This is a genomic window from Trinickia symbiotica, from assembly GCF_003028655.1.
In the GTDB taxonomy this organism is placed as follows: domain Bacteria; phylum Pseudomonadota; class Gammaproteobacteria; order Burkholderiales; family Burkholderiaceae; genus Trinickia; species Trinickia symbiotica_A.
In genome coordinates this window covers 24,540-48,517 of sequence record NZ_PYUC01000015.1, presented here as the reverse complement: position 1 = coordinate 48,517, position 23,978 = coordinate 24,540, and the positions used below count along the sequence as shown (strand labels likewise).

Below are 23,978 nucleotides of genomic sequence, written 5' to 3'. Positions count from 1 at the left end.
GGGAGCAACTCGTGAGTTCTCAAGTCGTTATCGTGGGCGGCGGCGTAATCGGCAGTTCTATCGCTTACTTTCTGCGTGCGTCGGATCCGACGGTGTCGGTGACGGTCATCGAGCGTGATCCGAGCTATGCGAGGTCGTCGTCCGCGCTATCGGCCGCATCGATCCGGCAGCAGTTTTCGACGCCGCTGTCGATTCAGATGTCACTCTTTGGCATCGACTTCCTCCGTAAGATCGGCGAGCTGCTTGAGGTGGACGGAAGCCAGCCCTCCATCGATTTGCACGAAGGCGGCTACTTGTTTCTGGCTACGCCGACGGGAGAAACGACGCTGCGCGAGAACCACGCGCTGCAACGGCGCCTTGGGGCCGATATCGATCTGCTGTCGCAAGACGCGCTAAAGGCAAAGTTCCCCTGGCTCAACGTAGAAGACATCGCTGCGGGGGCATACGGCGTCAGCGGGGAGGGCTGGTTCGACGGCTATGGCCTGGTTCAGGCGCTGCGTAAAAAAGCGCAATCGCTCGGCGCGCGCTATGTCGCAGCGGAGGTGACGGGTGTGGTCCTTGACGGTCGAAAGGTCACGCACGTCGTTGCCGGCAATGGCGAACGGTACCCGTGCGACACGCTCGTCAACGCGGCGGGCGCATGGGCGCGCAAGATCTCGGAGATGATGGGCATCGATATCCCCGTCTATGCGCGACGTCGCAGCATTTTCAATGTCTCGTCACCGGCGCGTCTGACGAACAGCCCGTTGTTGATAGACCCGACGGGCGTCTACTTCCGTCCTGAAGGCAAGACTTATATCACCGGTACGTCGCCGAGCGCGGAAAACGATCCGAACGATTTGCCGCTGGACGAAGTCGATCACGATCTCTTCGACGAGGTCATCTGGCCGACGCTCGCGCATCGCGTCCCGGAGTTCGAAGCCCTTCGCGTCGAGAACTGCTGGTCCGGGTACTACGAGTACAACGTGTTCGACCATAACGCCATCATCGGTTACCACCCCGACATCGCGAACTGCGTGTTTGCGAACGGATACAGCGGCCACGGCTTGCAGCAAGGCCCCGCGACGGGTCGGGGCGTGAGCGAGTTGATTCTCAACGGAAAGTACACGACGCTCGATCTATCCTCCCTGAGCTGGGACCGCATTCTGGAAAATCGTCCCATCGTGGAGAAGAACGTCGTCTAGTTTTGGACGCTACTCAATTCGACGAGCTGCGGCGCTCAGCATCGGCGAACATCTCCTGAAGCGTGCGCCGCTCTTCGTCCGTCAGTTGCGACGCGGCCCGCGGCATCGTGAGGACGACGCGCAGCTTCAGTTCGCCACGGTTGCCGGTGCTGTCCGAGAGCCCTTGAGTCGGCAGCCGGATCACGCTGCCATGCTGTGCGTTCGGCGTAACCGTGATCGATAAGTCGCGCCCGAGCACATTCGCGTTGAAAGGACCTCCCACTGTTGCCGTGACGAAGTCGATTTCGATGTCCACCGTCAGGTCGAGGCCGTCGCGCTGAACGCCGGCGCCGCAGAGAATCGCGATCGTGAAGATCGCGTCGCCGGGCGGGCCGCCGTGCAAGCCGGGGGCGCCGCCGCCCGTCACGACGAGCCGCTGACCATCCCATGCGCGGGGGGGCACCGCGATCGCATCGGATTTCGGCAGCAACTCGATGCCTTTGTTCTGGCAGGCCGCGCACCATAGGCTGGTTCGGACACGGCCCCGCCCGGAGCAGGCCTCGCACACCGTGCCGTCGTGCAGCCGGGCTCGCCCGTCGCATATGGGACATGGTTTGGCCATATGCGGCGCGCTTGCGCCGTTGCATTGCCGGCACGTTGCCGTCACTTGATAGCTCGCGGGCACGTCGCCGCCGTTCATGGCGACGTCCAGCGGCACGTAGAGCTGTGTGTGGCGATTCGCCCCGCGTACGGGAAGTGGACCGCCGGGCGAGGCGAAGCCGCGCCAGGGATCTGAGGCAGGGCGGTCGCGATCGGTGCGCGCGGCGTCTCCGTGTGCGCGGCTTTTCGGCCGCGAGGCGTCTTCGCGAGCGTGGCCTTTCTGCCGTGTCGTCTCTGGGGCGCGGCTGCCGGCGCTATGCGATGCGGACTGCGGCCGCGACGGTGCCTCGCGTTTGCCCGTCAGAATCTCGAACGCTTCCTGGACACGCTTGAAAGCCGGTTCGACAGACGACTCGTCGCCCTTGTTGCGGTCCGGATGGTACTTCGCCCTGAGACGGCGGTAGGCTCGCTTGACCTCGGCAGGCGACGCTGCGCTCGGCAAGCCTAATCGTTCGTAGTACTCATCAAGGCTCATTAGAATGAATCGTTCTTGCCAAGCCAAAAAATAAAAATTTCAGGTAGCTACGTTGGGTTTTGGCCCGTCTCCGCATGCGCCGTTAGGCCGCTTCTCCTCCACCGCCATCACCATGACCCGGGTAGTCCCAGGCTCAGATCGTCAACTCGGAACAGCATGCGGCAAACGTTTTCGGGCGAGGATTCGCGCGCGATTCTAACACGCGAGCCACGCGCCAGAGACGGGGCGGGGCCATGCACCCGAAGTGGAAACCGAACACCAAGGAATCCGGCCCGCGGTAGAGGTTCCGCCGCCGCCCCGGCGTGTGCGAGCGTAACACGTGGCTCGTGCAATGAATTGCACAGCCGGAGACGCGTAGAATGCTTCCGAACAAAACGGCGGGGGAAACGGGGCATGGACTTACCAGAGGCAAGAGCCAAGGCCGAAGAGTGGCTTTTAAGGACGCCGCTGTACGAGGAGATCGCGGGTAGCGATCCAAAGCATTGTTATCACGCTATCAGGGCGCTCGTTCTACGGGCGACACCGTTCGATGCCTATTGCGTTGAATGTAAGCGTGCCGCTACGTTCATACCCGAACATGATGAGACTAAGCGCAATCTGGTGCTGCGCGGGACGGAGGATGCGATCCAAACCTATTGCATGGGAAGCCCCGTGTTGGTCGTAAGCGCAGCGTGCGCTAGGAATGGAAGTCACCGCATGCAGTTCGTCTATTTGCATCGTTTCAAGAAGGGCGTATGGAAGATAGGCCAATATCCGTCGCTCGCCGACCTGTCGATTCCCGAGAGCAAGCAATTTATCAAGGTGCTAGGACAAGACCGCGTGCGCGAGTTGAACACCGCAATAGGGCTGGCCGCGCATGGAGTAGGCGTCGGTTCGTACATCTATCTACGCCGGATCTTCGAGTCACTAGTAGAAGAAGCGCACGACAAAGCGCGCAACGATGGTGCTTGGGATGACGACGCATATCAGCGGTCACGAATGAACGAACGCGTTACGATGCTTAAAGGATATCTCCCGGCTTTCTTGGTGGAGCACCCGCAGCTATACGGCATCTTGAGCAAACACGTTCATGAACTGTCGGAGGACGAGTGCTTGCGGAATTTTGAAGCCGTGAGAGAGGCAATTTTGATCATCGCGCGCGACAAACTAAAGGCTCACGAGGAGCAGGAACACCGAGAGCGCACGGCTAAATTGCTGGTAAAAATCAATTCCACCGTGAACGGGAAGACCGGTAGTTAGTGGGACGTGACAACAAGCATCGATTGATGCGTCACGCCTGTTATGATGACTTCGTCCGAGCTAACCGGGGGCAGTATGGCATGGTTTGATCAGAACGCTTCTGCGCGAAGATTCGAAGCATCACCAACCGCAGACGAGAGCCTAGGACGGTTCATCAACGTCATCGATGGTCTTACCACCAGCAAGCGGGAACGACTGCATCACATATATCTGTTCGCCACAGAAAGACCCGATGTGCGTCTTGTGATAGTGATGTACTACGATGCGGGGCGTGCTACTTACGACGTAATCGATGGTCCCGTGTTCACTGCAGCGAACATCAATCAGATTTGTAGTGTCCTGCACGTGGCCGACAACTTCGCAGATGGGAGGCCGCTAGCAGCGGGCGACAATCCGAAGGTTTTTTATTGTGGCAAACCCGCTCCACGCACGGATGACATTCATCCTTTCGACGCCGCGAAAGAGTTAGTAGATCATTTCTTGAAATCGTCTAATTGCAAAATTAACAGTCACGGGTTTTTGCGGTTGTTTGACGCTGAGTAAACTTTATGAGGCTACCAAATGGCGTCATCAATAACCGTCGCTGATGAGATAGAGGCTTTAAAAACTACCGCAAAGGCTGCGCAAACCGAGGCGGTAATGGCAATCGCTTTCCATGAGACGTGGAAGCCAACGGCCTACGATAAAGAACTCCACCGGCGAATGGGGTTTTCCTATGCTACCCAGGCGTTTCAGATAGTGCGGCTCGCGCTTCGCCGCGAGATGTTGCTGGCGCTGATAAGAATCTGGGACAAAAATAAGCAAGGCCAGTCGCTGCAAATCACCGCCGTAAGAGAAAAATTGAGGGATAAAGCGGTCTTCAATGCCATCGTCGATCATTGGGCCGGGTCAGCTAGTGACCTCTGGACAAAAGACGGTATGCGAAAGGATTTGGAACCGAAACGAGCCAGGATCATCGAGCTTATCCAGAAATACCTAGAGGGCGGCTCCGGTTTTTCCGTGGTAGAGGGGTTGCGGACTCTGCGACATGAGCGGTTAGCTCACTATCAGTTAGAGGAAACCAAGGCCGAGGCCGCAACGGCTGATACTACCGACGACGAAATAGAAGCGTTCTACGAAGACACCTTAGAGATCGTGCGTTTGCTTCTCAGCTTGGTTTGGGGAGACACGTTTTCACTTTCCGGCGACGTTGCGGGCGTGTACCGCCACTACGCAAAATTCTTTTGGGAGAACGTCAGCGGCGAGCAAGCCGAGGGGCCGCCCGCCAACTACAGACGAATGTCATAACGGAATAACAAGAGATGGCTGTTATGAAAAACCGTTGGCCAATACCATTAGTCGCGCTCGCTCTATTAGTCTTGTTCGCGGCGTTCAACGCCAAACCAATGGCTACCGCTGGCGAAGTTGCAGCATGGGTACAGGGTGTAGGGTCGCTACTCGCGGTCATCGCAGCGGTAGGAGTATATGCGAAGCAATACCAGGATAAGAAAGCCGACGACTTGGAGCAAACCTGCGCGTTCGTGCAGGCGATCAAGCATGAAATTAGTACGGTTTGGAACCGCCACATCGGGAGGATTGGGACAGCGCTAACGCACGTCCCGGACGGCAAGCACTTGGATGGTCTAGTACCGATTACTCCGAACAGCTTGGTTACCTATTCCAACGCATCCGCGAGGGTCGGCCATATCAATGATGAGGCGTTACGCACCACCATAGTGAGTGTCTACGCGATGCTGCGTGACTATTTTTCCGACCTTGACCTGAACAACCGGTTGTTGGCGAACATCGAGCATTTCCGGAATACATATCCGGGCGAGGACATCAACCAGGAGATGGACCGTAAGCGGTACGCAATGGTAATCCTCGCGCGCTCGATGAAAAAATGTCATGCCCAACTACAGCGCGACATACCCGAACTAATGGCGAACATCGATGCGTGGTTGCAGCGAAAGCAACGACCGGCGACAACAGGGGGCATCATGCGATTCGATCTAGAGACGTTTAAGACGTGGGCTGAGCTTGCGCTTACCTGTGCGTCGTTTATCGCCCTACCTGTTGGCGGTTGGTGGGTCTATCACAACTTCTCGGTCGAGGACACGCACGAAATCAATCCGAATATTAGCGTGACCGCCGAATTCAAGCCTTACGACGACGAGCGACGATTGCTGATTGTCCACGTGCGGCCCAAGAATGTCGGCAAAGTGCCGATAGAACTCGACGGCGGAAAGAATGGCGATATCGAGGTTCAGGTGAAGGTCATTCCCTCGAAAATGGCGGACGGCCCGATCAATCTCGACAAACTGCCAGTGCAGTACCGCGTCTCTAACTTCGTCTCTCGCTATCAAGGCGGGTACATAATGGAGCCGGGTATCGACTACGAAGAGGTGCTAACGTTCGTGGTGCCGAAGGACACGACGTACCTCGTTAATGCGGAGATGGCGCATTTTGAAGTGCCCGATGACGAAGTTGACGGCTCGTATGTCATCAAGGTGGATTGATTGTTGTTAAAGCTCACTACCAGCCAGAAGGAGATTACCCGATGCGTCGCGACAAAGAGCTTGCAGAAGAGATCCTGCGGACGTTAGTACTCGATGAGCATTGGCATATGGACATGAGAATGCTTGTTGAGAGGCTGAAAGACAAAGCCGCAGAGTCGGCTGTCCGTTATCATGCTGTCTTGCTTCAGGATGTCGGGTTAGTAAAAGTCGACCAGGGCGTCATCCGGCTTACTTCAGCAGGCCAGGACCGCGCAGAGAATTCCGACAAGCTTGATCCTATGGCGACGTGGGCGGCCTTGGGTAGCTAGCTGATGCTCAATTGCGCGGCGACTTCTCTTTGATCATGACTGAAAAGGCGGTGATTTGCCCCAAGTCCGGGAAGTCATCGTCTACCCGCCCCCACATCCACATTGAATCGACGTAGATCATATAAAGGAACATGTGGAATTGATGATAGAAGTCGGTCAGACTTAAGCTGTGGCGTTGCGGATTCGCGTGGCCTAGCGCGGTATTTCTGACTTTACGGAACTGGCTCGCAAACTCCTTCGGCACCTTTTCCGGGAATGCGCTGATATGATTTTCCCACGGCGGGGCCGTGCCATTCAGTATTGCCTCCCGCCGATTGTTCAATGAGCGCTGGGCAATGCCGTGGATGTACTGATCGGCCAACTCGTGCTTAATCTCCGCCGTGTCCTTGCGATCCCGTTGTGTCGCCGCGAGCAGGAATTCATACAGATGGTGAATGAACCGCGTATAGGCGTTGTATGTCTTGAATGCTAAGCGCCGGTCCTCGCCTTGCATGATCATCGTTTCGGCGACGCGCGCGAATTCTTCAAAGGCATCGCTGCATCGCAGATACTCGTGTTTCAGCGTCGCGCATAGTGCAAGATCCGTCGCATCACCTGCTATGAACTTCGTCATTTTTTTCCCCGTCGCGCAGCGTCAAAAAAGACAGGCCAACCCAAAAAGTTGAAGAATCAGCCCAAATCCTACAAACTTTCACCGCGTCAAAGGCACTCGCGGCCCACAAAGTGTAGCTGCTAATCGAAGAGGACTAGCATTCCCTCAAGGTAGATTTCCTGCTGCGGAATCCCGCTAGCGTCCACCCACTGGCATAGGTAGGCAAACCCGTCTTCGGTTTCAATCCCGTATGCGACCGTCATAGTCGGCGAGCCCGACGCCAGCCGCACACGATCACCGGTGTTCAACTCCGCCCTCATTTGAATCTCCCTTCGTTGATGCAGCCGCACAATTGCTCTGCGATGGGCGATGATCCGCGCTTGAGCGAGCAACCTCGACCGGGGATCGGGGCGAAATCTCGTTAGTTCTTAGGCCAACATATGCCTGCACCTATTAATTGATCAACAACAATTGATGCTACTGGTCTGACGCGGGAACCCCAGTTGATAGCGCGCCACGTGTCACATAGTGCGTTATCGGGTCATACTGATTCGAATTGCGACTTCTATACCACTTCGGTCGATGATGAACTACATGCACCGATGAGCAATTCCCCACGGGTGTCAAGCGCATTGAAATCTGAGCCACTTTACGCGTGAGCGCGCAATGTAAAACTGAGCCAGTCGTTACTTCTTCGATGCCGGGACGTGTCCGGCCTTCGTCACCGTTCAAGTCGCAACTGTCTCCTTTGATGTGGATGATGTGGGCATGGTGGAGGATGCGGTCGAGCGTGGCTGCGGTTAGTGTTGCATTGCCGCCGTAGGTCTCGTGCCATTGGATGAACGGCGGGTTGCTGGTCAGAATCATCGAACCGCGTTCGTACCGCTTTGCCACTATTCGTAAGAAGTGCCTGGCTTGGTCTCCGGAGAGCGGCAGGTAACCGATCTCGTCGACAATCAGCAGTCCTGGACTGATATTGCGGCGGAGCACGGCGTGGTAACGCTTTTGGCGCCGGGCCGCCGCCGTGATGGACATTGTTTTCATACCCGCCTGCGTAGCGGCGTACCCGATGGCTATCGCCAGGTGCGTTTGCCAACGCCGGACGGACCAAGCAACACGGCGCTCTTGCCGCGTTCGATGAAGCGTAGTGTCGCCAATTCGTCGATGGGTTGCGCCAGCCTTTGACAGCCAATCTTGCAATGGTCAGACTAACCAAGCTTAGTCCAATGGATCTCGTATGCGCACCGTCAATATCCACGAAGCCAAAACACAGCTCTCACGCCTGGTCGACGAGGCTGCTCGTGGCGAGCCGTTCGTCATCGCGAAAGCGGGGAGACCGCTCGTCAAAGTGGTCGCGCTCGATGCGCCGGTCGGCGCGCAAAAGCTGCGGCTCGGCTTTCTGAAGGGCGAGATCGCGGTTCCGGACGACTTCGACCGGATGGGCAGCGAATGATAGTCGCGGACTCTATCGTGGAAGGTTTTGCTGCTCACCGCGGATCCACTCGTGGCGCAATATCCGGGGCCGATCCGCGGCGTATGACGCTCAGTGCGTGGCAGTGGCTGCGCAAGCCTAAGACGGCTCTGTTCCGCGCTTGACCTATGCACGAGCGCCGACCAAATCAATCGTCGTCGCGATCGTGATGATGGTGATGCCATCCGCGATGCCAGCCTCTGTCGTGCCATTCGCGGTCGTCCCAGTATCCGCCTTGATACGGATATCCGTAGACGGGCGCCGGCGCGTAGACAACAGGCGGTGCCTGATAGACGACAGGGGGCGGCTCCTCGACGACCGGCCCCGGGATACCGAGGTAGACGCCGATATCGGCATGCGCTTGCGCGTCAACGGAGGCCAATACGGTGGCTGCCGCGGCGGCAGCCAGGATCACAGCGCGTTTCATCGTTCACCCCACTTCGAGTTTCTTAAGTTTCGTTTTGGCCATCGAGCTTGCGCCGATACTAGCCGCGGCCCGGCGGCCGAGGTGAAACGGTCTCGTCGCTTTTGTAATGGGGTGTAACAACCGAACGTTCGCTGACGAATTGCTTTCAATTCACTCTTTGCGACGTGAGTCGATGCGGTTTCGCTATCGCCTCATGCTTCATCCGGATTGTCCCGCTATCGCACCGCGACCTATAGTGCCCGCTATGGGCAAATAAACGGAGACAAGGAGACATGAATCAAATCGACTTGAACGGTCGCGTGATGGTTGTCACAGGAGGGGCGCGCGGGATCGGCTATGCGATTGCCGAGCGCGCGTTGCGATCGGGCGCCGCAGTCGCTCTTTGGGATATCGATGAGCAACGGCTCGAGCAAAGCCGGGCGAAGCTCGCCGAGCTCGGCACTGTGTCGACGAATGTCGTCGAGCTCACCGACGAACAATCTGTCTCGGCCGCCACGCAGCGAACCATCGATGCGCATGGCGCCATCCATGTCCTGATCAACTGCGCCGGCATCACGGGCGGCAATGGGACGACGTGGGAGCTCTCTCCCGAGGTCTGGCGCCGCGTCATCGACGTCAATCTCATCGGCCCGTACCTGACATGCCGGGCCATCGTGCCGCAAATGCTTCGGCAAGGCTATGGACGGATCGTCAACATCGCCTCCGTCGCGGCCAAAGAGGGCAACCCCAACGCATCGCACTACAGCGCGTCGAAGGCCGGGTTGATCGGCTTGACGAAGTCGCTCGGCAAGGAGCTGGCGACCAAGAACATTCTCGTCAACGCGGTGACGCCCGCCGCGGCTCGAACCGAGATCTTCGATTCGATGTCGCAGCAGCACATCGACTACATGCTCTCCAAAATCCCGATGAATCGCTTCCTCCTGCCCGAGGAGGCGGCATCGCTGATCGTCTGGCTGTCTTCTGAAGATTGCGCTTTCAGCACAGGCGCCGTATTCGATTTGTCGGGCGGCCGCGCCACCTATTGAACCTGAGTGAACCTGAGGGGCCGCCGCCAGCCGGCCCGATCGGTACATGTCTGCCATCGGAAGGATGAGGAAGGATCCTTTCGCGAGCGGCATCGAAGCCGGACTGGCGGCGGCGAACGAACAAGAAACATCGAAAGAGGAAGCCGGCGAACGAAGCCGGCCGTTCAAGGAGACGATCGATATGCCCAACACGCTTGCGCCTTCCGCCGACGATGCGGTGAACAAAACGATGCGCCGCCTGCTGCCATTCCTTTTACTGATGTACGTCCTCGCGTTTCTCGATCGGGCGAACATAGGCTTCGCGCAAAAGGCACTGCAGCAAGACACCGGACTTTCGAATGCCGCATTCGCGTTCGGCGCCGGCGTCTTCTTCGTCGGCTATGCGTTATTCGAGGTGCCGAGCAACTTACTGTTGCATCGCGTCGGCGCACGCATCTGGATGTGCCGCATCATGGTGACCTGGGGGCTCGTTTCCGCCGCGATGGCGGCAGCGAATACGCCTACATCGTTTTATGTCATGCGTTTCGCGCTCGGCGTGGCCGAGGCGGGGTTCTTTCCCGGCGTCATCTATTACCTGACGCACTGGTTTCCACAGTCCGCCCGCGCACGGGCCGTCGGTGTGTTCTATTTCGGCGCGCCGCTCGCATTCATCTTCGGCAGTCCGCTGTCGGGCCTCTTGCTCGATCTCGACGGGCTCCTCGGTGTGGCCGGCTGGCGCTGGCTCTTTCTCGTCGAGGGTGCGCTCGCATCGATCGTCGGCGTGTGGGCTTTCCGGTTTCTCGATGACAAGCCAGCTCACGCGCGTTGGCTAAGCGGCGACGAGCGCAGCGCGCTCGCTCGCGCGATCGAGCATGACGCGCGCGACGCGGCGGCGACCGGTCCGCACAATGTCGTGGCGGCACTCATGGATCGACGCGTGCTCTCGTATGCGCTCATCTATGCGCTCGTCCAGATCAGCGTCTATGGCGTCATCTTCTTTCTTCCTCAGCAGGTGGCTTCCTTGCTTGGCAAGAAGGTCGGCCTCGAAGTCGGTCTCGTCACCGCGGTGCCGTGGATTTGCGCGGTCGCCACGGCCTGGATCGTGCCGCGGCGCGCCGATCGTTCGAATAGCCACCGCGCCTGGGCGATGCGGCTGCTCGTGCTGGCCGGGTGCGGCATTGCGGCTTCGGGCCTCACGCATAGTCCTCTGATTGCGCTGATCGCGCTTTGCTGCGCGGCGAGCGGCTTCATCGCGGCTCAGCCGCTTTTCTGGACGTTCCCCACGCGTCGTTTGACCGGGGCGGCGGCGGCCGGCGGCATCGCGCTGATCAATTCGCTGGGCAGCCTTGGCGGTTTCGTCGCGCCATCATTGCGCGGCATTGCGGAGCGTGTTTTTGCATCGAGCGCGGCGGGACTGATCGCGCTCGGCGCCGCGAGCATCGCCGCCGCGCTGCTCATCGCGCTCGTCGTTCCCCGCCTGTCGTCACGGGATGCGCTTGCGCCCGGCTCGGTCCCGCGCGCCCGGTAATCGATCAAGACTCTACGAAACAACGGAGCTACCTACATGGCCATGCCAACCATCAAAGCGGTGCGCGCGTTCGTCGTTCGCGGCGGCGGCGCGGACTATCACGATCAATCGGACGGACATTGGATCGACGACCATATCGCGACGCCGATGGCACGCTACCCTGAGTATCGGCAAAGCCGCCGGTCGTTCGGCATCAACGTGCTCGGCACGCTCGTCGTCGAAATCGAGGCCAGCGACGGGACTGTGGGGTTCGCCGTCACGACGGGCGGGGAGATCGGTGCATTCATCGTCGAAAAACATCTTGCCCGCTTTCTCGAAGGCCAGCGCGTGACCGACATCGAGAAGATGTGGGACCAGATGTACTATGCGACGCTTTACTACGGTCGCAAGGGCATCGTGCTCAATACGATTTCCGGCGTCGACCTCGCGCTTTGGGATCTGCTCGGAAAGGTTCGGCAGGAGCCTGTCTATCAACTGCTCGGCGGTCCGGTGCGCGATGAACTCACGTTCTATGCCACGGGCGCGCGCCCCGACCTGGCGAAACAAATGGGGTTCATCGGCGGCAAGCTTCCCCTCCAACATGGCCCTGCCGAAGGCGAAGACGGGCTCAGAAAGAACATCGAGCAGCTTGCCGACATGCGCCAGCGCGTCGGCGACGATTTCTGGCTCATGTTTGATTGCTGGATGAGCCTCGATCTGCCCTACGCGACGCGGCTCGCGCAAGCGGCGCACGAGTATGGGCTCAAGTGGGTCGAGGAGTGCCTGCCGCCCGACGACTATTGGGGATACGCGGAACTGCGCCGCAACGTGCCGCGCGGCATGATGGTTTCGACGGGCGAGCACGAGGCGACGCGTTGGGGCTTTCGCATGCTGCTCGAAATGGGCTGCTGCGACTTGATTCAGCCCGACGTCGGCTGGTGCGGCGGCATCACCGAACTCATCAAGATCTCGGCGCTCGCGGATGCCCACAATGTCTTGGTCGTGCCGCACGGCTCGTCGGTCTATAGCTATCACTTCGTCGTGACGCGACATAACTCGCCATTCGCGGAGTTCCTGATGATGGCGCCGAAAGCCGATCAAGTCGTGCCGATGTTCACGCCGCTCTTGCTCGACGAGCCGGTGCCCGTCAATGGGCGCATGAAGGTGCCCGATACGCCCGGCTTCGGCGTGCGGCTCAATCCAGAATGCGCGCTCGTGCGGCCTTACTCGCATTGACGCGTCGATCACGAAGCATGGCTGAAAGGAGAGACACGTGCTGCTCAAGGACAAAGTCGTGATCGTCACCGGTGGATCGCGTGGCATCGGCCGGGCGATTGCCATCGCATCCGCGCGCGAAGGCGCCGATGTCGCGATCAACTATTGGAGCGACAATGACGCCTCATACGGACGCCGCTCGGCGATATCGGAAGTGCTCGCGGAAATAGAGAAGCTCGGCCGTCGCGCAATCGCTGTCGAAGGCAACGTCGCGGCGCCGCAAACGGGCGTCGATCTCGTGCGGCAGACCGTCGAGGCGTTCGGCAAGGTCGACGTGCTCGCCAGCAATGCGGGCATTTGCCCCTTTCATGCCTTTCTCGACATGCCGCCTTCGGTGCTGGAGCGCACGGTCGGCGTCAATTTGAACGGCGCGTTCTATGTGACGCAAGCCGCGGCGCGCCAGATGAAGGAGCAGGGTACGGGTGGCGCGATCGTGGCGACGAGCTCGATCAGCGCACTCGTCGGCGGAGGCATGCAGACGCATTACACACCGACGAAAGCCGGCGTCCACTCGCTGATGCAGTCGTGCGCGATCGCATTGGGACCGTACGGCATTCGCTGCAATTCGGTCATGCCGGGCACGATTGCCACCGATCTCAATGCCGACGATCTCGCCGACGAAAGCAAGCGCGCCTACTTCGAAAAGCGGATTCCGCTCGGCAGGCTCGGCGCCCCCGAGGACGTGGCCGAGTGCGTCGTCTTTCTGGCGTCGGATCGTGCCCGCTATGTGACGGGTGCCGCGCTGCTCGTCGATGGCGGGCTTTTCGTCAATCTTCAATAGATTGGCAGCGAGGAGGAGACATGACGGCCGGACGCCGCGTGATCGGTGGCGAGCGGTTGCGAGAAGCGGCGCAACAGCCCCACGAAATGCTCGGCGGGCTCCGCGAGCGGCTCTTCCTTGCGTGTGAGAATGCCGAATCCCGGCAAGCTCTTGCCGATTTCCAGCGGCAAAGGCACGAGCAGCTTGCCGCGCACGTGATCGCGCACGACGGATTCGGGCAGCATCGCAATGGCGTCGTATTTCTCGAGCAATTGCAGCGTGGCAAAGATCGACGCGCACTCGGTCAGATTGACGGGCGTCGCAAGCCCCGCGCGCGCAAGTTCCTCTTCGAACAGCACGCGGGCGGGACTCGTGACGGGCTGCGCGACCCACGGCCAGTCCATGAGCTCGCGCAAAGTAATGCTCGCGGCGCCGGCGAGCGGATGCCGCGTCCGCACGATGAGCATCAGCGTTTCGCGCGCGAGCGGCTCGAAGTCGAAATCGTTGTGTTGCAGCGGGGTGGTCAAGCGGCCGAGCGCGAGGTCGACTTCGCGGCGATGCAGCAGCTGCACGACCTGATCGCTCGTTTCGCCGAGCACGCGGACGTTGAGCAGCGGGCGCTCGGTCTTGAGCGTCGCGACGGCCGTGGCGAGCAGGTCGGGCGCGGCACCCATGATGGCGCCGACGGTGAGCTGGCCGTGTCCGCCCTTGCGCTTCACGTCGAGGTCTTCCGCGAAGCGCGTGAGCTCGGCCAGCGCGCGGCGCGCGTAAGCCAAGGTGACGACGCCGAGCGCCGTCGGCTGCATGCCGCGCGCGTTGCGCTCGAAAAGACGGAAGCCGAAGGCTTCTTCGATATCGCTGAGCATACGGCTCGCGCTCGGCTGCGCGACGTTGATCGTTTCGGCGGCTTGATGAACGTTGCGTGCGTCGTCGAGCGCAACGAGGAGTGCTAGATGTTTGAACTTCAGCCGGTTGACGAGTGCAACAGTGGCGGCCTGACGGTTCATGGGTCTCCCGGGCTCCTGCGATTCGGTTTCTCGATCGCCCGATCCCAACTACGGATTGGTTTGCTATCGATGCACGGATTATAGTCGCAGCAAAGTCCCGCCAAGAAGCGGGAAAACGATAAAGACGGAGACATAGGAGCAACGCGTCATGCAAGTCGTCGATCCGCATGTCCACTTCTGGGATCTCGATAGCCACCGTTACCCGTGGCTCGACGAGCCCGGCACGTCGTTCGTCGGGGACGCAAGCCGTCTCAAGCATAGCTATCTGCCGTCCGACTTCCTCGCCGATTCGGACGACATCGACGTGTTGAAGGTGGTGCACGTCGAAGCGAATCACGATCCGGCCGACCCGGTGGAAGAGACGCGTTGGCTGCAGTCGCTGGCCGATGCCGGTCAGCAGCGAGGCAACGCAAAGCACCGTCTTCCCGAGGCCATCGTGGCCGCGGCCGACCTATCGGCTCCCGACGCGGCGGACACGCTCGCGGCGCATGCCGTTTTCGCCAACATGCGAGGGATCCGGCAGATTCTGAACATCCATCCGAATCCGCTCTACAACTACGTGCAGCGTCACTATCTGCGCGATGAAACGTGGCGCGCGAACTTCGCGCTGCTCGAGCGATTCGCGCTGTCGTTCGACATGCAGCTCTATCCGTCGCAGATGGAAGAGGCGGCGGCGCTAGCGCGCGCGCATCCGGGCATTCAAATCATCGTCAATCACGCGGGCATGTTCGTCGATCGCCATAGCGTCGCCGGTTATCGCGAGTGGCGCGACGGGCTCCGTGCGCTTGCCGCCTTGCCGAACGTCACAGTCAAGATCAGCGGGCTTGCCATGTTCGATCACAGGTGGACGATCGAGAGCTTCAGGCCATACGTATTGCAGACGATCGATACGTTCGGCGTCGAGCGCGCGATGTTCGCGTCGAACTTTCCGGTCGACAGGCTCTTCGCTTCCTATTCCGATCTTTGGCATGCGTATGCGGAGATCGTGAGCGGAGCCAGCGACGACGAGAAGGCGGCGCTTTTTCGCACGAACGCGGAACGTATTTACAGAATCTGATCGGCGGGCGCGGCGGTTCGCGCCGCTCGCCGACGATGAAGGAGACGAGCTTGGAGACGAATACGGAGAGCGCACGTGTGCCGCGCCTCGAGCTGCGCCACGCGCGCAAATCGTTCGGCCGTGTGCTTGCGCTCGCGGAGGGCAACCTGACGCTTTGGCCGGGCGAGGTCCATGCGCTGCTGGGCGAGAACGGCGCGGGCAAATCGACGCTCGTCAAAATCCTGGCGGGCGTTCACCAGCCCGATAGTGGAACGCTGCGCATCGACGGCACCCAGCGGCAATTTTCCTCGCCGGCGCAGGCCCGCGATGCGGGAATCGCGGTGATCTATCAAGAGCCGACGCTGTTCTTCGACCTATCGATTGCCGAAAACATCTATATGGGCCGTCAGCCCGTCGATCGCCTTCGGCGCATCGATTACGGCACCATGTGCCGCGAAGTCAATGCGTTGCTCGCTTCGCTCGGCGTCGAACTGCGAGCCGAGCAGCCGGTGCGAGGCCTCTCGATCGCCGATCAGCAGGTGATCGAAATCGCGAAGGCGCTTTCGCTCAACGCGAATGTGCTCATCATGGACGAGCCGACAGCCGCGCTCTCACTGCCCGAGGTCGAACGGCTCTTCGCGATCGTGCGCAAGCTGCGCGAACGCGGCGTCGCGATTCTTTTCATCACGCATCGTCTGGAGGAGGTGTTTGCACTCGCGCAGCACGTCACGATCATGCGGGACGGTGCAAAGGTTTCCGACGCGCCCGTGAGCGAGCTGAACACGGCAACGATCGTCGCGAAGATGGTCGGCCGAGATTTGGAGACGTTCTATCCCAAGGCGGACGTGCAGCCCGGCGAGGTGCTGCTTTCCGTGCGCGGGCTCACGCGTACCGGCGTTTTTCATGACATTTCATTCGATGTTCGCGCGGGCGAGATCGTTGCGCTCGCGGGGCTCGTCGGCGCGGGACGCAGCGAGGTGGCGCGCGCGATTTTCGGCATCGATCCCAGCGACAGCGGACACGTGGATATCGCGGGCAAGCGGCTCGTGATGGGGCAACCGGCGGCGTCGATCCGGGCCGGCCTTGCACTCGTCCCCGAAGATCGCCGGCAACAGGGCCTGGCGCTCGAGCTCAGCATCGCGCGCAATGCGTCGATGACGGTCCTCGGCCGGCTGACTCGCTTCGGACTCCTATCGACCGCGCGCGAAGTCGCCCTTGCCAGTCGATGGGGCAAGCAACTGCAACTGAAGGCGAGCGATTTGCTCGCGCCCGTCGGCACATTGTCGGGCGGCAATCAGCAAAAAGTCGTGCTCGGCAAGTGGCTCGCCACGGGCCCGAAGGTATTGATCATCGATGAGCCGACGCGCGGCATCGACGTCGGCGCAAAGGCCGAAGTGTACGGCACGCTCGCGGGGCTCGTGCGCGAGGGCCTCGCCGTGCTGATGATCTCGAGCGAATTACCCGAAGTGATCGGCATGGCCGATCGCGTACTCGTCATGCACGAGGGAAAAATCAGCGCCGAGCTTTCGCGCGCGAAGGCGACGGAGGAGCGCATCATGGCGGCGGCGCTCGGGCAATCGAACATTCATCTTGGGCACGCGGCATGATGCGCCATTCGACCACTCACGCCGAGGCTTTGCGGCACCAGAAGGCCGACGCGGCCGGCCGTCGTGACGGCAGCCGGCGCTTCGTCGAGAAGCTTTTGCAGAGCAGGGAAAGCACACTCTTTGTCGTCTTGCTGTTGCTGATCGGCGCAACGGCGCTCGCCGAGCCGCAGTTTCTCAATCTGCAGAACTTGCGGGACGTGCTGCTCAACGTTTCGATCATCAGCCTGCTGACGGCCGGAATGACGATCGTCATCCTGATGCGCCATATCGATCTTTCCATCGGATCGACGGTCGGCATCAGCGCTTATGCGGTCGGCAGCCTTTACGTGACGTTTCCTCAGATGCCCGTCGTCGTGGCGCTGGCTTCGGGCATCGCGATCGGGCTCGTTGCCGGCGCGATCAACGGGTTGCTCGTCGCGGTCGGCCGCGTGCCATCGCTCGTCGCGACGTTGTCCACGCTCTATATATTCCGCGGGGCGGACTATGCGTGGGTGCACGGCGGCCAGATCAACGCGACAAGCCTGCCCGAAGCGTTTTCCCGCCTTGCGACAGGCTCGGTGTTCGGCGTGCCGTCGCTCGTCCTCATTGCCGCCGCGCTGCTCGTTGCGCTCTCGGTTTATCTGAAACAGTTTCGCCCCGGCCGCGAGCACTACGCGATTGGATCGAACCTCGAAGCGGCCCGGCTCGCGGGAATCGATGTCGAGCGGCGCGTGATGGCGGGCTTTCTGATTTCCGGCGCGATAGCCGGTCTTGCCGGCGCGCTCTGGCTTGCGCGTTTCGGCACCGTCGAGGCCGGAACGGCCAAGGGCATCGAGCTCCAAGTCGTCGCAGCGGCCGTCGTCGGCAGCGTGGCGATCACGGGCGGCGTCGGCACGATTCTCGGAGCCACGCTCGGCGCGCTCGTGCTCGGCGTGATCAGCATTGCACTCGTGGTGCTGCATGTCTCACCGTTCTGGGAACAGGCGATCGAAGGCGCGCTCATTGTCGCGGCGATCGCAACCGATACGTTGCTTGCCCGCTCGGTGGCCAAGCGCATGATGAGGAAACGCGAACATGGCTAAGCCCGATTCCGCGGCGCGCACGCGCACGTCCGGCATCCCGTTGCAGTGGGAGGCGCTGCTCGTCATCATCCTGCTCGCATCGCTGATTCTCGGGCGCGTGCTGTCGCCGGTTTTTCTAAGTTCGGCCAATCTCGCCAACGCGCTCGCCGAGCTCACCGAGATCGCGCTGATGGCGTTGCCGATGACGCTCATCATCGTCGCGGCCGAGATCGATCTTTCCGTGGCTTCGGTCCTCGGTGCCTCTAGCGCATTGATGGGTGTGCTCTGGCATGCGGGCTTGCCGATGCCTGTCGTCATGCTGCTCGTGCTCGTGGCCGGTGCGTTGGCCGGACTTCTCAATGGGCTTATCGTCGTGAAGCTCGAGTTGCCTTCGCTTGCCGTGACGATCGGCACGCTCGCGCTGTTTCGCGGCGTTGCGTACGTGCTGCTTGGCGATCAGGCCGTGGCCGATTTTCCGCCCGGCTATACGCTCTTCGGCATGAATACGCTCGGCTCCACGTTCATTCCATTGCCGTTCACGATCGTCATCGTGGCGGCCGTAGGCTTCACCGTTTTGCTTCAGGCAACGGCGTTCGGGCGGAGTCTCTATGCGATCGGGGCCAATGCTTCTGCGGCCGCCTTTTCGGGGATCGAAGTCGGCAAGATCAAGCTGCGGCTCTTCGTGCTGTCGGGCGCGATGAGCGCGCTCGCCGGCATCCTCTATACGCTGCGCTTCACGAGCGCACGCGGCGATAACGGCGAAGGCTTCGAGCTGTCCGTCATCGCGGCCGTGCTGTTCGGCGGCGTCAGCATCTTCGGCGGCCGCGGCTCGATGTACGGCGTCATGCTGTCGTTGCTGATCGTCGGCGTGCTGAAGAATGGATTGACGCTCGTCGACGTATCGAGCGAAACACTCACGATCGTCACCGGTGCGCTGCTGCTTGCCTCGGTGCTGATTCCCAATCTGGCCGCCCGGTGGCGCGCGGGGCGGGACAAGCGGCTCGTTGCCGAGTGATGCTTGAAGCATCACCGGCGACGGGCATTCGATGAAGGCGGGTCTTCATCATCGTGCAGTTCGATTGTGTGGCAATGACTCGGACGCGCGTCCGATTATTCGAAGAGGAGACGATTCATGTTGAACCTGTCAGGCCGTGCCGCATCCGCGGTGCTTTGTGCGATGCTTTTGGCAATCGGCACAACGGCATCCGCGGCCAGCATCAAGGAAGGGCTCAAGATCGCTTTCGTTCCGAAGCAGATCAACAATCCCTATGAAGTCATCGCCGATAACGGAGGAATGGAGGCGATCAAGGAGTTCAAGGGCGACGGCAAGGTTGTTGGCCCTTCGGATGCGGGTGCGTCGTCGCAAGTTTCGTACATCAACACGCTCACCACGCAACGACAGAATGCGATCGTCATTGCCGCCAACGATGCGAACGCTCTCGTTCCGTACCTGAAGAGAGCGATGGCGCAGGGCATCAAGGTGGTGACGTTCGATTCCGATACGGCGCCGGCGGGTAGACAACTATTCGTCAACCAGGCCAATGCCGAGAGCATCGGCCGCGGGCAGATCCAGCTCGTTTCGAAACTGGTGGGTGGCGAGGGTGAATTCGCGATTCTCTCCGCCACGCCGAATGCGACGAATCAGAACACCTGGATCAAATGGATGCAGGAGGAGCTCAAGAAGCCCGAGTACTCGAAAATGAAGCTCGTGAAGATCGCGTACGGCAACGACGACGATCAAAAGTCGTTCGTCGAGACGCAGGGCTTGCTGCAAGCGTATCCGAATCTGAGGGCGATCGTCGCGCCGACCTCGGTGGGGATTGCCGCCGCCGCCCGCTATATCGCTTCGTCGCCCTACAAAGGCAAGGTCGCGGTGACGGGGCTCGGCACGCCGAATCAAATGCGCGCGTTCGTGAAGGACGGCACCGTCAAGGCGTTCCAGCTCTGGGATCCGGGCCAGCTCGGCTACCTCGCAGCTTATGCCGCGGCGAATCTCGCGTCGGGCTCGATCACGGGCAAGGAAGGCGAATCGTTCGATGCGGGCAAGCTCGGCAAGCGGACCATCGGCAAGGACGGTGAAATCATCCTGGGGCCGCCGACGACGTTCGACGCGTCGAATATCGATAATTTCAATTTCTAAGTCGCGGGGCCAACGCCTGGGGCATTGCCATCCGTTTGCGATGGCGAGCGCCGGGCGTTCGGTGTTATCGTGGCGCCCTATACTGATTGGCAAATTCGGGATTGGTTGGCGACGACCGGTTCGGTCGAATCAATGTAACGGGGTGCTGATGATCAAAGAAGAGGCGACACCACTTGTCGTTGACCTTGCCAAAGGGCTCGTTTCTCTGGTCCGGGATGTTGCTCCGGACTGGCGAAAGGCATTTTTACGAATTTGTGTGCGTGATGCTGTATCGGAGGCGAAAGCTTCGTACGTGCATGAGAGGGGCGTCGACATTGTCGATGTCTTAAAGCACAAGGACTTTTTTCACGCTGTGACGGCGCAAGGCCGAGCGCTATTGGCCATTCTCGATAAGCCCGAAGGCCTTTTCTTGCTCGTCGTCGACTCTGCTCTTGATTATGAAATCAAGTTCGAGCACAAGGACATGAGCAAATGGGCGATTAGCAAGATGCGCGGCGGGACCGGCGTTCCAGCGGGTCTTGATCAATAGGGGACAGTCGGTCCTCCTCGACTGCGCCAACGGCAGTCACTTGCCAGCGCCTGTTACCCGCGCACAGCTCAGCACGAGCGTGTCGCCAGGCTTTGCTTCAGGAGCCAGCGCGGCGGTATGAAGCTCGGCATTTCCGCAGCGCCATTCGGCGAGGAAATCAGGGCGGCACTGTTTCATAGGCTCGCTCCCCAACCGATCCCCCAATTCGTAAGAACACGTTTCGCTCCCGTCGCATCGGCGCGTGAGGTCACGGCTTGCGTTGCCGCGGGGCAGGCCACAATTCGAGCCATAGGTGCCGGACAAGACCTCGATGCTTTGCGCAGCCGGAGCATTCGAGCCGTCCGCCGTGGCGGCGATGCCCCACATGGCGAACAAGCCAAATAGTACAGAGATGACAGACGGCGGCGATCGGAACGCGGTCGCGGAAATCCTGCCCATTCGACCTCCCTGCATCGAGATATGACTCCCACACAAAAGAGGATAGGCATCTGTGCCGGGTGCCGCAACCAACCACGAAGCCGTGGGGCTGGCTCGCGTAGGGCTGGGCTTACCGTTGTCAAGATTCGCGGATCGGTTATAATGTTTCCGATAGGCCGGAAATATTTCTCGCCGTTGGACCGGAACCTGGAGCACCACCATGCTGAGCGCTAAAAATGGAGTGTCGGCTGCCGAGATCGCCTTCATAGCGGGCTTGACGGACAAAGAGGTGAACCGGCTGGTCGACGAAAACGTTTTGCCGGCGGTTCTCTTCTTTCGGGGCGAGGGGCGTCGCTTCGCGCCGCTTACGGCGCCGATCGCCCTCTTCTACTTTAGGGCGAGCGAAGACTTGACGCGCGCTGCGCGAGTGAAGGTCATCCAAACGCTGATCGCGAGGCTATCGGAACGGCCGGATTTCGATGATTTTCTTGCGCTAAGCGAGTGGGTGCTACGAGCCGGGTTCGATTGGAGTGTCGCGAGCGAGACGTTTACCGTGTTCTTAGCTCGCTTCGTCGAGGAGGCATCGCGACGCGCGTCGCAAGTCTCGGAGGCTTCACTGCATATCGTGGAAGACCCGGAGGTATTGGGCGGTGCTCCTTGCTTCGCAGGGACGCGCGTGCCTGTCGCCAACGTGCTTGCGGCGCGTGAAAGCGGCGTAGCGCTCGCAGAGCTGCAGGCCGCGTATCCGTTTTTGACCGAGCAGTTATTGGTCGACGCGGGGATATACATGAAGGCCCATCCTCGCCCTGGGCGCCCGCGGCGGCTCGACGAAACCAATGCTCAATTGCGGTTGATTAGTAGAAAGGTGGTTCGCCGAGCACGGGGCGGTGAGTGAGATACCGCTTTCTGATCGATGAATGTTTGTGGCCGGGTCTCGTCAAGGTGGCTCGTGCCGCAGGACATTTGGAAACCACATGCGTGCGCGATCGCGGTCTGTCGGGGATGAAGGATCATCGGTTGATCCGCTTTGCAATTGATGGCGACTATACGATCGTCACGCATAACGCAGTCGATTTTCGCGGACCGGACACAAGTCTGCCGGGAGGGCTTTACTCCCGTGAAGCGATTCATGCGGGGCTAGTCTGTCTGTCTTCGGCATTTACGATGAGCCCTGATCGCCAGACCGAGCTTTTTGGCTACGCTCTACAAGAAGTGGCGACGCTGGAAGACCTCGTCAACCAGGCGCTCGAAGTGGTTGAGGACGAATGCGGTGAAGTCACGATCCTGCGCTACGGCATTCCGGACCCTGTAGAAGTGGACGACTCGCCTAAGCGCAGCGATTGCCCGATGCAGTTGTGATTTGTCGGACAACGCTCGCAACAGCGGCGATCGCCCGAGCGACGTCATCGTCATTCGTTTGCCAGTTGCAAACCGAAATCCGCATATACCGCTTCCCGCGCCACGTCGTATTGCTGAAAAGCGCTTCGCCCGTTTCGAGCACGGCTTCCGTGACGGAATCGGTCCGCGCATCGTGATCTTGCTCGGTTGCGCGCGGGCGCGGATCGAGGAAGCGAACGAGCCCTTGATTGATCTGCGGTTCTCGGACGAGCACGACGCCCGCCAGCGCCGAGATACCGTTCGCCAACGCACGCGCCGCCTCGCAGTTCCGCTCGATGAGCGATGCGACGCCGTTGCGGCCCAGTTCACGCAGCGCCGCGTAGGCGGCGAAACCACGGCCTCGCCGGGACCAGACGGGCGTCCAGTCCTTTTGCTCCCGCACCTGCTCGTTGTACGAGACATAGCTCGCATGATGCGACATCGCATTGCGATGAGCGTCGGGATGCGCGACGAACGCGAAGCCGCTGTCGTAAGGAACATTGAGCCATTTGTGCCCGTCGGTGGCCCATGAGTCCGCCTGCTCGACGCCTTCGAGCAGATGGCGGTACCGCGCGCTGGCATTGACCCAGAGCCCGAACGCTCCATCGATATGAACCCAGGCGCCATATCGATGGGCGAGCGGTATGATCTCGGAGTACGGATCAAATGCACCGATGTTGAGATCGCCCGCCTGCAGCAGCACGATCGTCGGCGTCTCGGGCGATTCTCGCAGCGCGGCTTCGAGCGTGGCCGCTTCGAGTTGACCCGCCTCGTTCGACGGCAACGGCTGGATCGCGCTCGTCCCCATTCCGAGAAGGCGCAGCGCCTGCGTCACGCTGCCGTGAAACTGGTCGCTGCTGAGCACGCGAATTTGTGGAGCGCCGAAGAGACCATCGCTCTCGACTTGCCAGCCGCGCCGCTCCAGCAGCGCATGCCGTGCGGCGGCGAGGGCGGTCAGATGCGCCATCTGGCAACCGCTCGTCAACGCAAAGCTCGCATCGTGCGGGAGCCGCAACAGATCCTTCAGCCACGCACCGCACACCTCCTCGACGACCGCTTCCGCAGGCGCGCAAGCGTATGACGCCGCGTTTTGATCCCAGGCGCTCGTGAGCCAATCGGCGCCGAGCGCCGCCGGCAGCGCTCCGCCTATCACCCAGCCGAAGAAACGGCCGCCCGCGCTGCCGACGATGCCGCCCGCCGTGTCGGCAACCAGCTCGTCGATGACCTGATCGGCCGGAATCCCGTTTTCACCGAGCGGTTTTCTCAGGCGCGCGCGCAACGATTCGAGTGTGGCTTCCGCTGCGACGGGACGGCATGACAGATTGTCGAGATAAGTTAGAGCGTGATCAAGGGCGTGTTCGAGGGCAGGGCGGAACGGCGACGATTGGCTCATGCGATTTTCGGCGAGTGTTTGATTGGGACTACTGAGCGATTGTCTTACGATCC

The 23,978-nt window shown here is 60.5% G+C and carries 25 protein-coding genes and 1 pseudogene; 19 read left to right on the top strand and 7 right to left on the bottom strand.

Annotated features, from left to right (window positions below):
* The first annotated feature begins 11 nt into the window (after positions 1-11).
* Entirely contained in the window at positions 12-1,184 is a 1,173-nt protein-coding gene (locus C9I57_RS25450; protein WP_107153363.1) for an NAD(P)/FAD-dependent oxidoreductase, read from the top strand.
* A 13-nt stretch (positions 1,185-1,197) separates the two neighbouring features.
* Here the strand turns inward: C9I57_RS25450 and C9I57_RS25445 are convergent, their stop codons facing one another.
* Positions 1,198-2,298 (bottom strand): DnaJ C-terminal domain-containing protein, encoded by a 1,101-nt coding sequence (locus C9I57_RS25445; protein WP_107153362.1) that lies wholly within the window; start codon positions 2,296-2,298, stop codon positions 1,198-1,200.
* A 393-nt stretch (positions 2,299-2,691) separates the two neighbouring features.
* On the opposite strand from C9I57_RS25445, the gene C9I57_RS25440 reads away from it, so the two are divergent.
* From C9I57_RS25440 to C9I57_RS25420, 5 genes are all read left to right on the top strand, one after another.
* Positions 2,692-3,537 carry a hypothetical protein gene (locus C9I57_RS25440; protein WP_107153361.1) on the top strand — a complete coding sequence of 282 codons (846 nt, stop codon included), beginning with the start codon at positions 2,692-2,694 and terminating at the stop codon, positions 3,535-3,537.
* 75 nt (positions 3,538-3,612) lie between these two features.
* On the top strand, positions 3,613-4,080 hold the full coding sequence (locus C9I57_RS25435) for a hypothetical protein (protein WP_146166262.1): 468 nt from the start codon (positions 3,613-3,615) through the stop codon (positions 4,078-4,080).
* 18 nt (positions 4,081-4,098) lie between these two features.
* Positions 4,099-4,824 (top strand): AbiU2 domain-containing protein, encoded by a 726-nt coding sequence (locus C9I57_RS25430; protein ID WP_107153359.1) that lies wholly within the window; start codon positions 4,099-4,101, stop codon positions 4,822-4,824.
* A gap of 14 nt (positions 4,825-4,838) precedes the next feature.
* Entirely contained in the window at positions 4,839-6,035 is a 1,197-nt protein-coding gene (locus C9I57_RS25425; protein WP_107153358.1) for a hypothetical protein, read from the top strand.
* A 41-nt stretch (positions 6,036-6,076) separates the two neighbouring features.
* On the top strand, positions 6,077-6,343 hold the full coding sequence (locus C9I57_RS25420; RefSeq protein WP_107153357.1) for a hypothetical protein: 267 nt from the start codon (positions 6,077-6,079) through the stop codon (positions 6,341-6,343).
* A 7-nt stretch (positions 6,344-6,350) separates the two neighbouring features.
* Here C9I57_RS25420 and C9I57_RS25415 read toward each other — a convergent pair whose 3' ends face one another.
* The 3 genes and pseudogenes from C9I57_RS25415 to C9I57_RS25405 all read right to left on the bottom strand — a co-directional run.
* Entirely contained in the window at positions 6,351-6,956 is a 606-nt protein-coding gene (locus C9I57_RS25415) for a hypothetical protein (RefSeq protein ID WP_107153356.1), read from the bottom strand.
* 119 nt (positions 6,957-7,075) lie between these two features.
* The gene (locus tag C9I57_RS25410; protein ID WP_107153355.1) at positions 7,076-7,255 is read right to left on the bottom strand and encodes a DUF2158 domain-containing protein; all 180 of its coding nucleotides are present in this window, start codon (positions 7,253-7,255) and stop codon (positions 7,076-7,078) included.
* Between the two features lie 366 nt (positions 7,256-7,621).
* Positions 7,622-8,107: pseudogene (locus tag C9I57_RS25405) on the bottom strand (ATP-binding protein); the annotation flags it as partial.
* A gap of 65 nt (positions 8,108-8,172) precedes the next feature.
* Between C9I57_RS25405 and C9I57_RS25400 the strand changes: the two are divergent.
* Positions 8,173-8,388 carry a type II toxin-antitoxin system Phd/YefM family antitoxin gene (locus C9I57_RS25400; RefSeq protein ID WP_107153354.1) on the top strand — a complete coding sequence of 72 codons (216 nt, stop codon included), beginning with the start codon at positions 8,173-8,175 and terminating at the stop codon, positions 8,386-8,388.
* A 166-nt stretch (positions 8,389-8,554) separates the two neighbouring features.
* Here C9I57_RS25400 and C9I57_RS25395 read toward each other — a convergent pair whose 3' ends face one another.
* The gene (locus tag C9I57_RS25395) at positions 8,555-8,833 is read right to left on the bottom strand and encodes a hypothetical protein (protein WP_107153353.1); all 279 of its coding nucleotides are present in this window, start codon (positions 8,831-8,833) and stop codon (positions 8,555-8,557) included.
* A 272-nt stretch (positions 8,834-9,105) separates the two neighbouring features.
* Here C9I57_RS25395 and C9I57_RS25390 point away from each other — a divergent pair, with 272 nt between their 5' ends.
* From C9I57_RS25390 to C9I57_RS25375, 4 genes are all read left to right on the top strand, one after another.
* Positions 9,106-9,858, top strand: a complete 753-nt coding sequence (locus tag C9I57_RS25390) for an SDR family NAD(P)-dependent oxidoreductase (RefSeq protein ID WP_107153352.1) — start codon at positions 9,106-9,108, stop codon at positions 9,856-9,858.
* Between the two features lie 181 nt (positions 9,859-10,039).
* Positions 10,040-11,365 (top strand): MFS transporter, encoded by a 1,326-nt coding sequence (locus C9I57_RS25385; RefSeq protein WP_107153475.1) that lies wholly within the window; start codon positions 10,040-10,042, stop codon positions 11,363-11,365.
* 36 nt (positions 11,366-11,401) lie between these two features.
* Positions 11,402-12,580 (top strand): L-rhamnonate dehydratase, encoded by a 1,179-nt coding sequence (gene rhmD, locus C9I57_RS25380; RefSeq protein ID WP_107153351.1) that lies wholly within the window; start codon positions 11,402-11,404, stop codon positions 12,578-12,580.
* 37 nt (positions 12,581-12,617) lie between these two features.
* Positions 12,618-13,400 carry an SDR family NAD(P)-dependent oxidoreductase gene (locus tag C9I57_RS25375; protein ID WP_107153350.1) on the top strand — a complete coding sequence of 261 codons (783 nt, stop codon included), beginning with the start codon at positions 12,618-12,620 and terminating at the stop codon, positions 13,398-13,400.
* Here C9I57_RS25375 and C9I57_RS25370 read toward each other — a convergent pair.
* A complete protein-coding gene (locus C9I57_RS25370) occupies positions 13,394-14,386 on the bottom strand; it encodes a LysR family transcriptional regulator (protein WP_107153349.1) in 993 nt (330 codons plus the stop codon). The two genes, C9I57_RS25375 and C9I57_RS25370, sit on opposite strands and share 7 nt — an antisense overlap.
* Positions 14,387-14,534: 148 nt before the next feature.
* Between C9I57_RS25370 and C9I57_RS25365 the strand changes: the two genes are divergently transcribed.
* The 8 genes from C9I57_RS25365 to C9I57_RS25325 all read left to right on the top strand — a co-directional run bounded on the left by C9I57_RS25365 (position 14,535) and on the right by C9I57_RS25325 (position 22,514).
* Positions 14,535-15,443, top strand: a complete 909-nt coding sequence (locus C9I57_RS25365; RefSeq protein ID WP_107153348.1) for an amidohydrolase family protein — start codon at positions 14,535-14,537, stop codon at positions 15,441-15,443.
* A gap of 35 nt (positions 15,444-15,478) precedes the next feature.
* Positions 15,479-17,029, top strand: coding sequence for a sugar ABC transporter ATP-binding protein (locus C9I57_RS25360; protein ID WP_107153347.1), 1,551 nt, complete (start codon positions 15,479-15,481; stop codon positions 17,027-17,029).
* A complete protein-coding gene (locus C9I57_RS25355) occupies positions 17,026-18,090 on the top strand; it encodes an ABC transporter permease (protein WP_107153346.1) in 1,065 nt (354 codons plus the stop codon). The genes C9I57_RS25360 and C9I57_RS25355 overlap by 4 nt, the downstream gene beginning before the upstream one ends.
* On the top strand, positions 18,083-19,084 hold the full coding sequence (locus C9I57_RS25350; RefSeq protein WP_107153345.1) for an ABC transporter permease: 1,002 nt from the start codon (positions 18,083-18,085) through the stop codon (positions 19,082-19,084). Before C9I57_RS25355 ends, C9I57_RS25350 begins: the two co-directional genes overlap by 8 nt.
* 117 nt (positions 19,085-19,201) lie before the next feature.
* A complete protein-coding gene (rhaS, locus tag C9I57_RS25345; RefSeq protein WP_181321952.1) occupies positions 19,202-20,209 on the top strand; it encodes a rhamnose ABC transporter substrate-binding protein in 1,008 nt (335 codons plus the stop codon).
* Positions 20,210-20,357: 148 nt separating this feature from the next.
* The gene (locus C9I57_RS25340) at positions 20,358-20,738 is read left to right on the top strand and encodes a hypothetical protein (RefSeq protein ID WP_107153344.1); all 381 of its coding nucleotides are present in this window, start codon (positions 20,358-20,360) and stop codon (positions 20,736-20,738) included.
* A gap of 637 nt (positions 20,739-21,375) precedes the next feature.
* A complete protein-coding gene (locus C9I57_RS25330; protein ID WP_107153342.1) occupies positions 21,376-22,050 on the top strand; it encodes a DUF433 domain-containing protein in 675 nt (224 codons plus the stop codon).
* The gene (locus tag C9I57_RS25325) at positions 22,047-22,514 is read left to right on the top strand and encodes a DUF5615 family PIN-like protein (RefSeq protein WP_107153341.1); all 468 of its coding nucleotides are present in this window, start codon (positions 22,047-22,049) and stop codon (positions 22,512-22,514) included. The genes C9I57_RS25330 and C9I57_RS25325 overlap by 4 nt, the downstream gene beginning before the upstream one ends.
* Here the strand turns inward: C9I57_RS25325 and C9I57_RS25320 are convergent.
* Complete coding sequence (locus C9I57_RS25320) at positions 22,483-23,925, bottom strand: pyridoxal phosphate-dependent decarboxylase family protein (RefSeq protein WP_107153340.1); 1,443 nt, start codon at positions 23,923-23,925, stop codon at positions 22,483-22,485. The genes C9I57_RS25325 and C9I57_RS25320 overlap by 32 nt on opposite strands.
* Positions 23,926-23,978: the final 53 nt, after the last annotated feature.

What these genes read in the sequence shown, in the direction of transcription:
- C9I57_RS25445 (WP_107153362.1), bottom strand. Translation starts at nt 2,298, where the DNA reads ATGAGCCTTGATGAGTACTACGAACGATTAGGCTTGCCGAGCGCAGCG.
- C9I57_RS25440 (WP_107153361.1), top strand. Translation starts at nt 2,692, where the DNA reads ATGGACTTACCAGAGGCAAGAGCCAAGGCCGAAGAGTGGCTTTTAAGG.
- C9I57_RS25435 (WP_146166262.1), top strand. Translation starts at nt 3,613, where the DNA reads ATGGCATGGTTTGATCAGAACGCTTCTGCGCGAAGATTCGAAGCATCA.
- C9I57_RS25430 (WP_107153359.1), top strand. Translation starts at nt 4,099, where the DNA reads ATGGCGTCATCAATAACCGTCGCTGATGAGATAGAGGCTTTAAAAACT.
- C9I57_RS25425 (WP_107153358.1), top strand. Translation starts at nt 4,839, where the DNA reads ATGGCTGTTATGAAAAACCGTTGGCCAATACCATTAGTCGCGCTCGCT.
- C9I57_RS25420 (WP_107153357.1), top strand. Translation starts at nt 6,077, where the DNA reads ATGCGTCGCGACAAAGAGCTTGCAGAAGAGATCCTGCGGACGTTAGTA.
- C9I57_RS25415 (WP_107153356.1), bottom strand. Translation starts at nt 6,956, where the DNA reads ATGACGAAGTTCATAGCAGGTGATGCGACGGATCTTGCACTATGCGCG.
- C9I57_RS25410 (WP_107153355.1), bottom strand. Translation starts at nt 7,255, where the DNA reads ATGAGGGCGGAGTTGAACACCGGTGATCGTGTGCGGCTGGCGTCGGGC.
- C9I57_RS25400 (WP_107153354.1), top strand. Translation starts at nt 8,173, where the DNA reads ATGCGCACCGTCAATATCCACGAAGCCAAAACACAGCTCTCACGCCTG.
- C9I57_RS25395 (WP_107153353.1), bottom strand. Translation starts at nt 8,833, where the DNA reads ATGAAACGCGCTGTGATCCTGGCTGCCGCCGCGGCAGCCACCGTATTG.
- C9I57_RS25390 (WP_107153352.1), top strand. Translation starts at nt 9,106, where the DNA reads ATGAATCAAATCGACTTGAACGGTCGCGTGATGGTTGTCACAGGAGGG.
- C9I57_RS25385 (WP_107153475.1), top strand. Translation starts at nt 10,040, where the DNA reads ATGCCCAACACGCTTGCGCCTTCCGCCGACGATGCGGTGAACAAAACG.
- rhmD (WP_107153351.1), top strand. Translation starts at nt 11,402, where the DNA reads ATGGCCATGCCAACCATCAAAGCGGTGCGCGCGTTCGTCGTTCGCGGC.
- C9I57_RS25370 (WP_107153349.1), bottom strand. Translation starts at nt 14,386, where the DNA reads ATGAACCGTCAGGCCGCCACTGTTGCACTCGTCAACCGGCTGAAGTTC.
- C9I57_RS25365 (WP_107153348.1), top strand. Translation starts at nt 14,535, where the DNA reads ATGCAAGTCGTCGATCCGCATGTCCACTTCTGGGATCTCGATAGCCAC.
- C9I57_RS25360 (WP_107153347.1), top strand. Translation starts at nt 15,479, where the DNA reads ATGAAGGAGACGAGCTTGGAGACGAATACGGAGAGCGCACGTGTGCCG.
- C9I57_RS25355 (WP_107153346.1), top strand. Translation starts at nt 17,026, where the DNA reads ATGATGCGCCATTCGACCACTCACGCCGAGGCTTTGCGGCACCAGAAG.
- C9I57_RS25350 (WP_107153345.1), top strand. Translation starts at nt 18,083, where the DNA reads ATGGCTAAGCCCGATTCCGCGGCGCGCACGCGCACGTCCGGCATCCCG.
- rhaS (WP_181321952.1), top strand. Translation starts at nt 19,202, where the DNA reads ATGTTGAACCTGTCAGGCCGTGCCGCATCCGCGGTGCTTTGTGCGATG.
- C9I57_RS25340 (WP_107153344.1), top strand. Translation starts at nt 20,358, where the DNA reads ATGATCAAAGAAGAGGCGACACCACTTGTCGTTGACCTTGCCAAAGGG.
- C9I57_RS25330 (WP_107153342.1), top strand. Translation starts at nt 21,376, where the DNA reads ATGCTGAGCGCTAAAAATGGAGTGTCGGCTGCCGAGATCGCCTTCATA.
- C9I57_RS25320 (WP_107153340.1), bottom strand. Translation starts at nt 23,925, where the DNA reads ATGAGCCAATCGTCGCCGTTCCGCCCTGCCCTCGAACACGCCCTTGAT.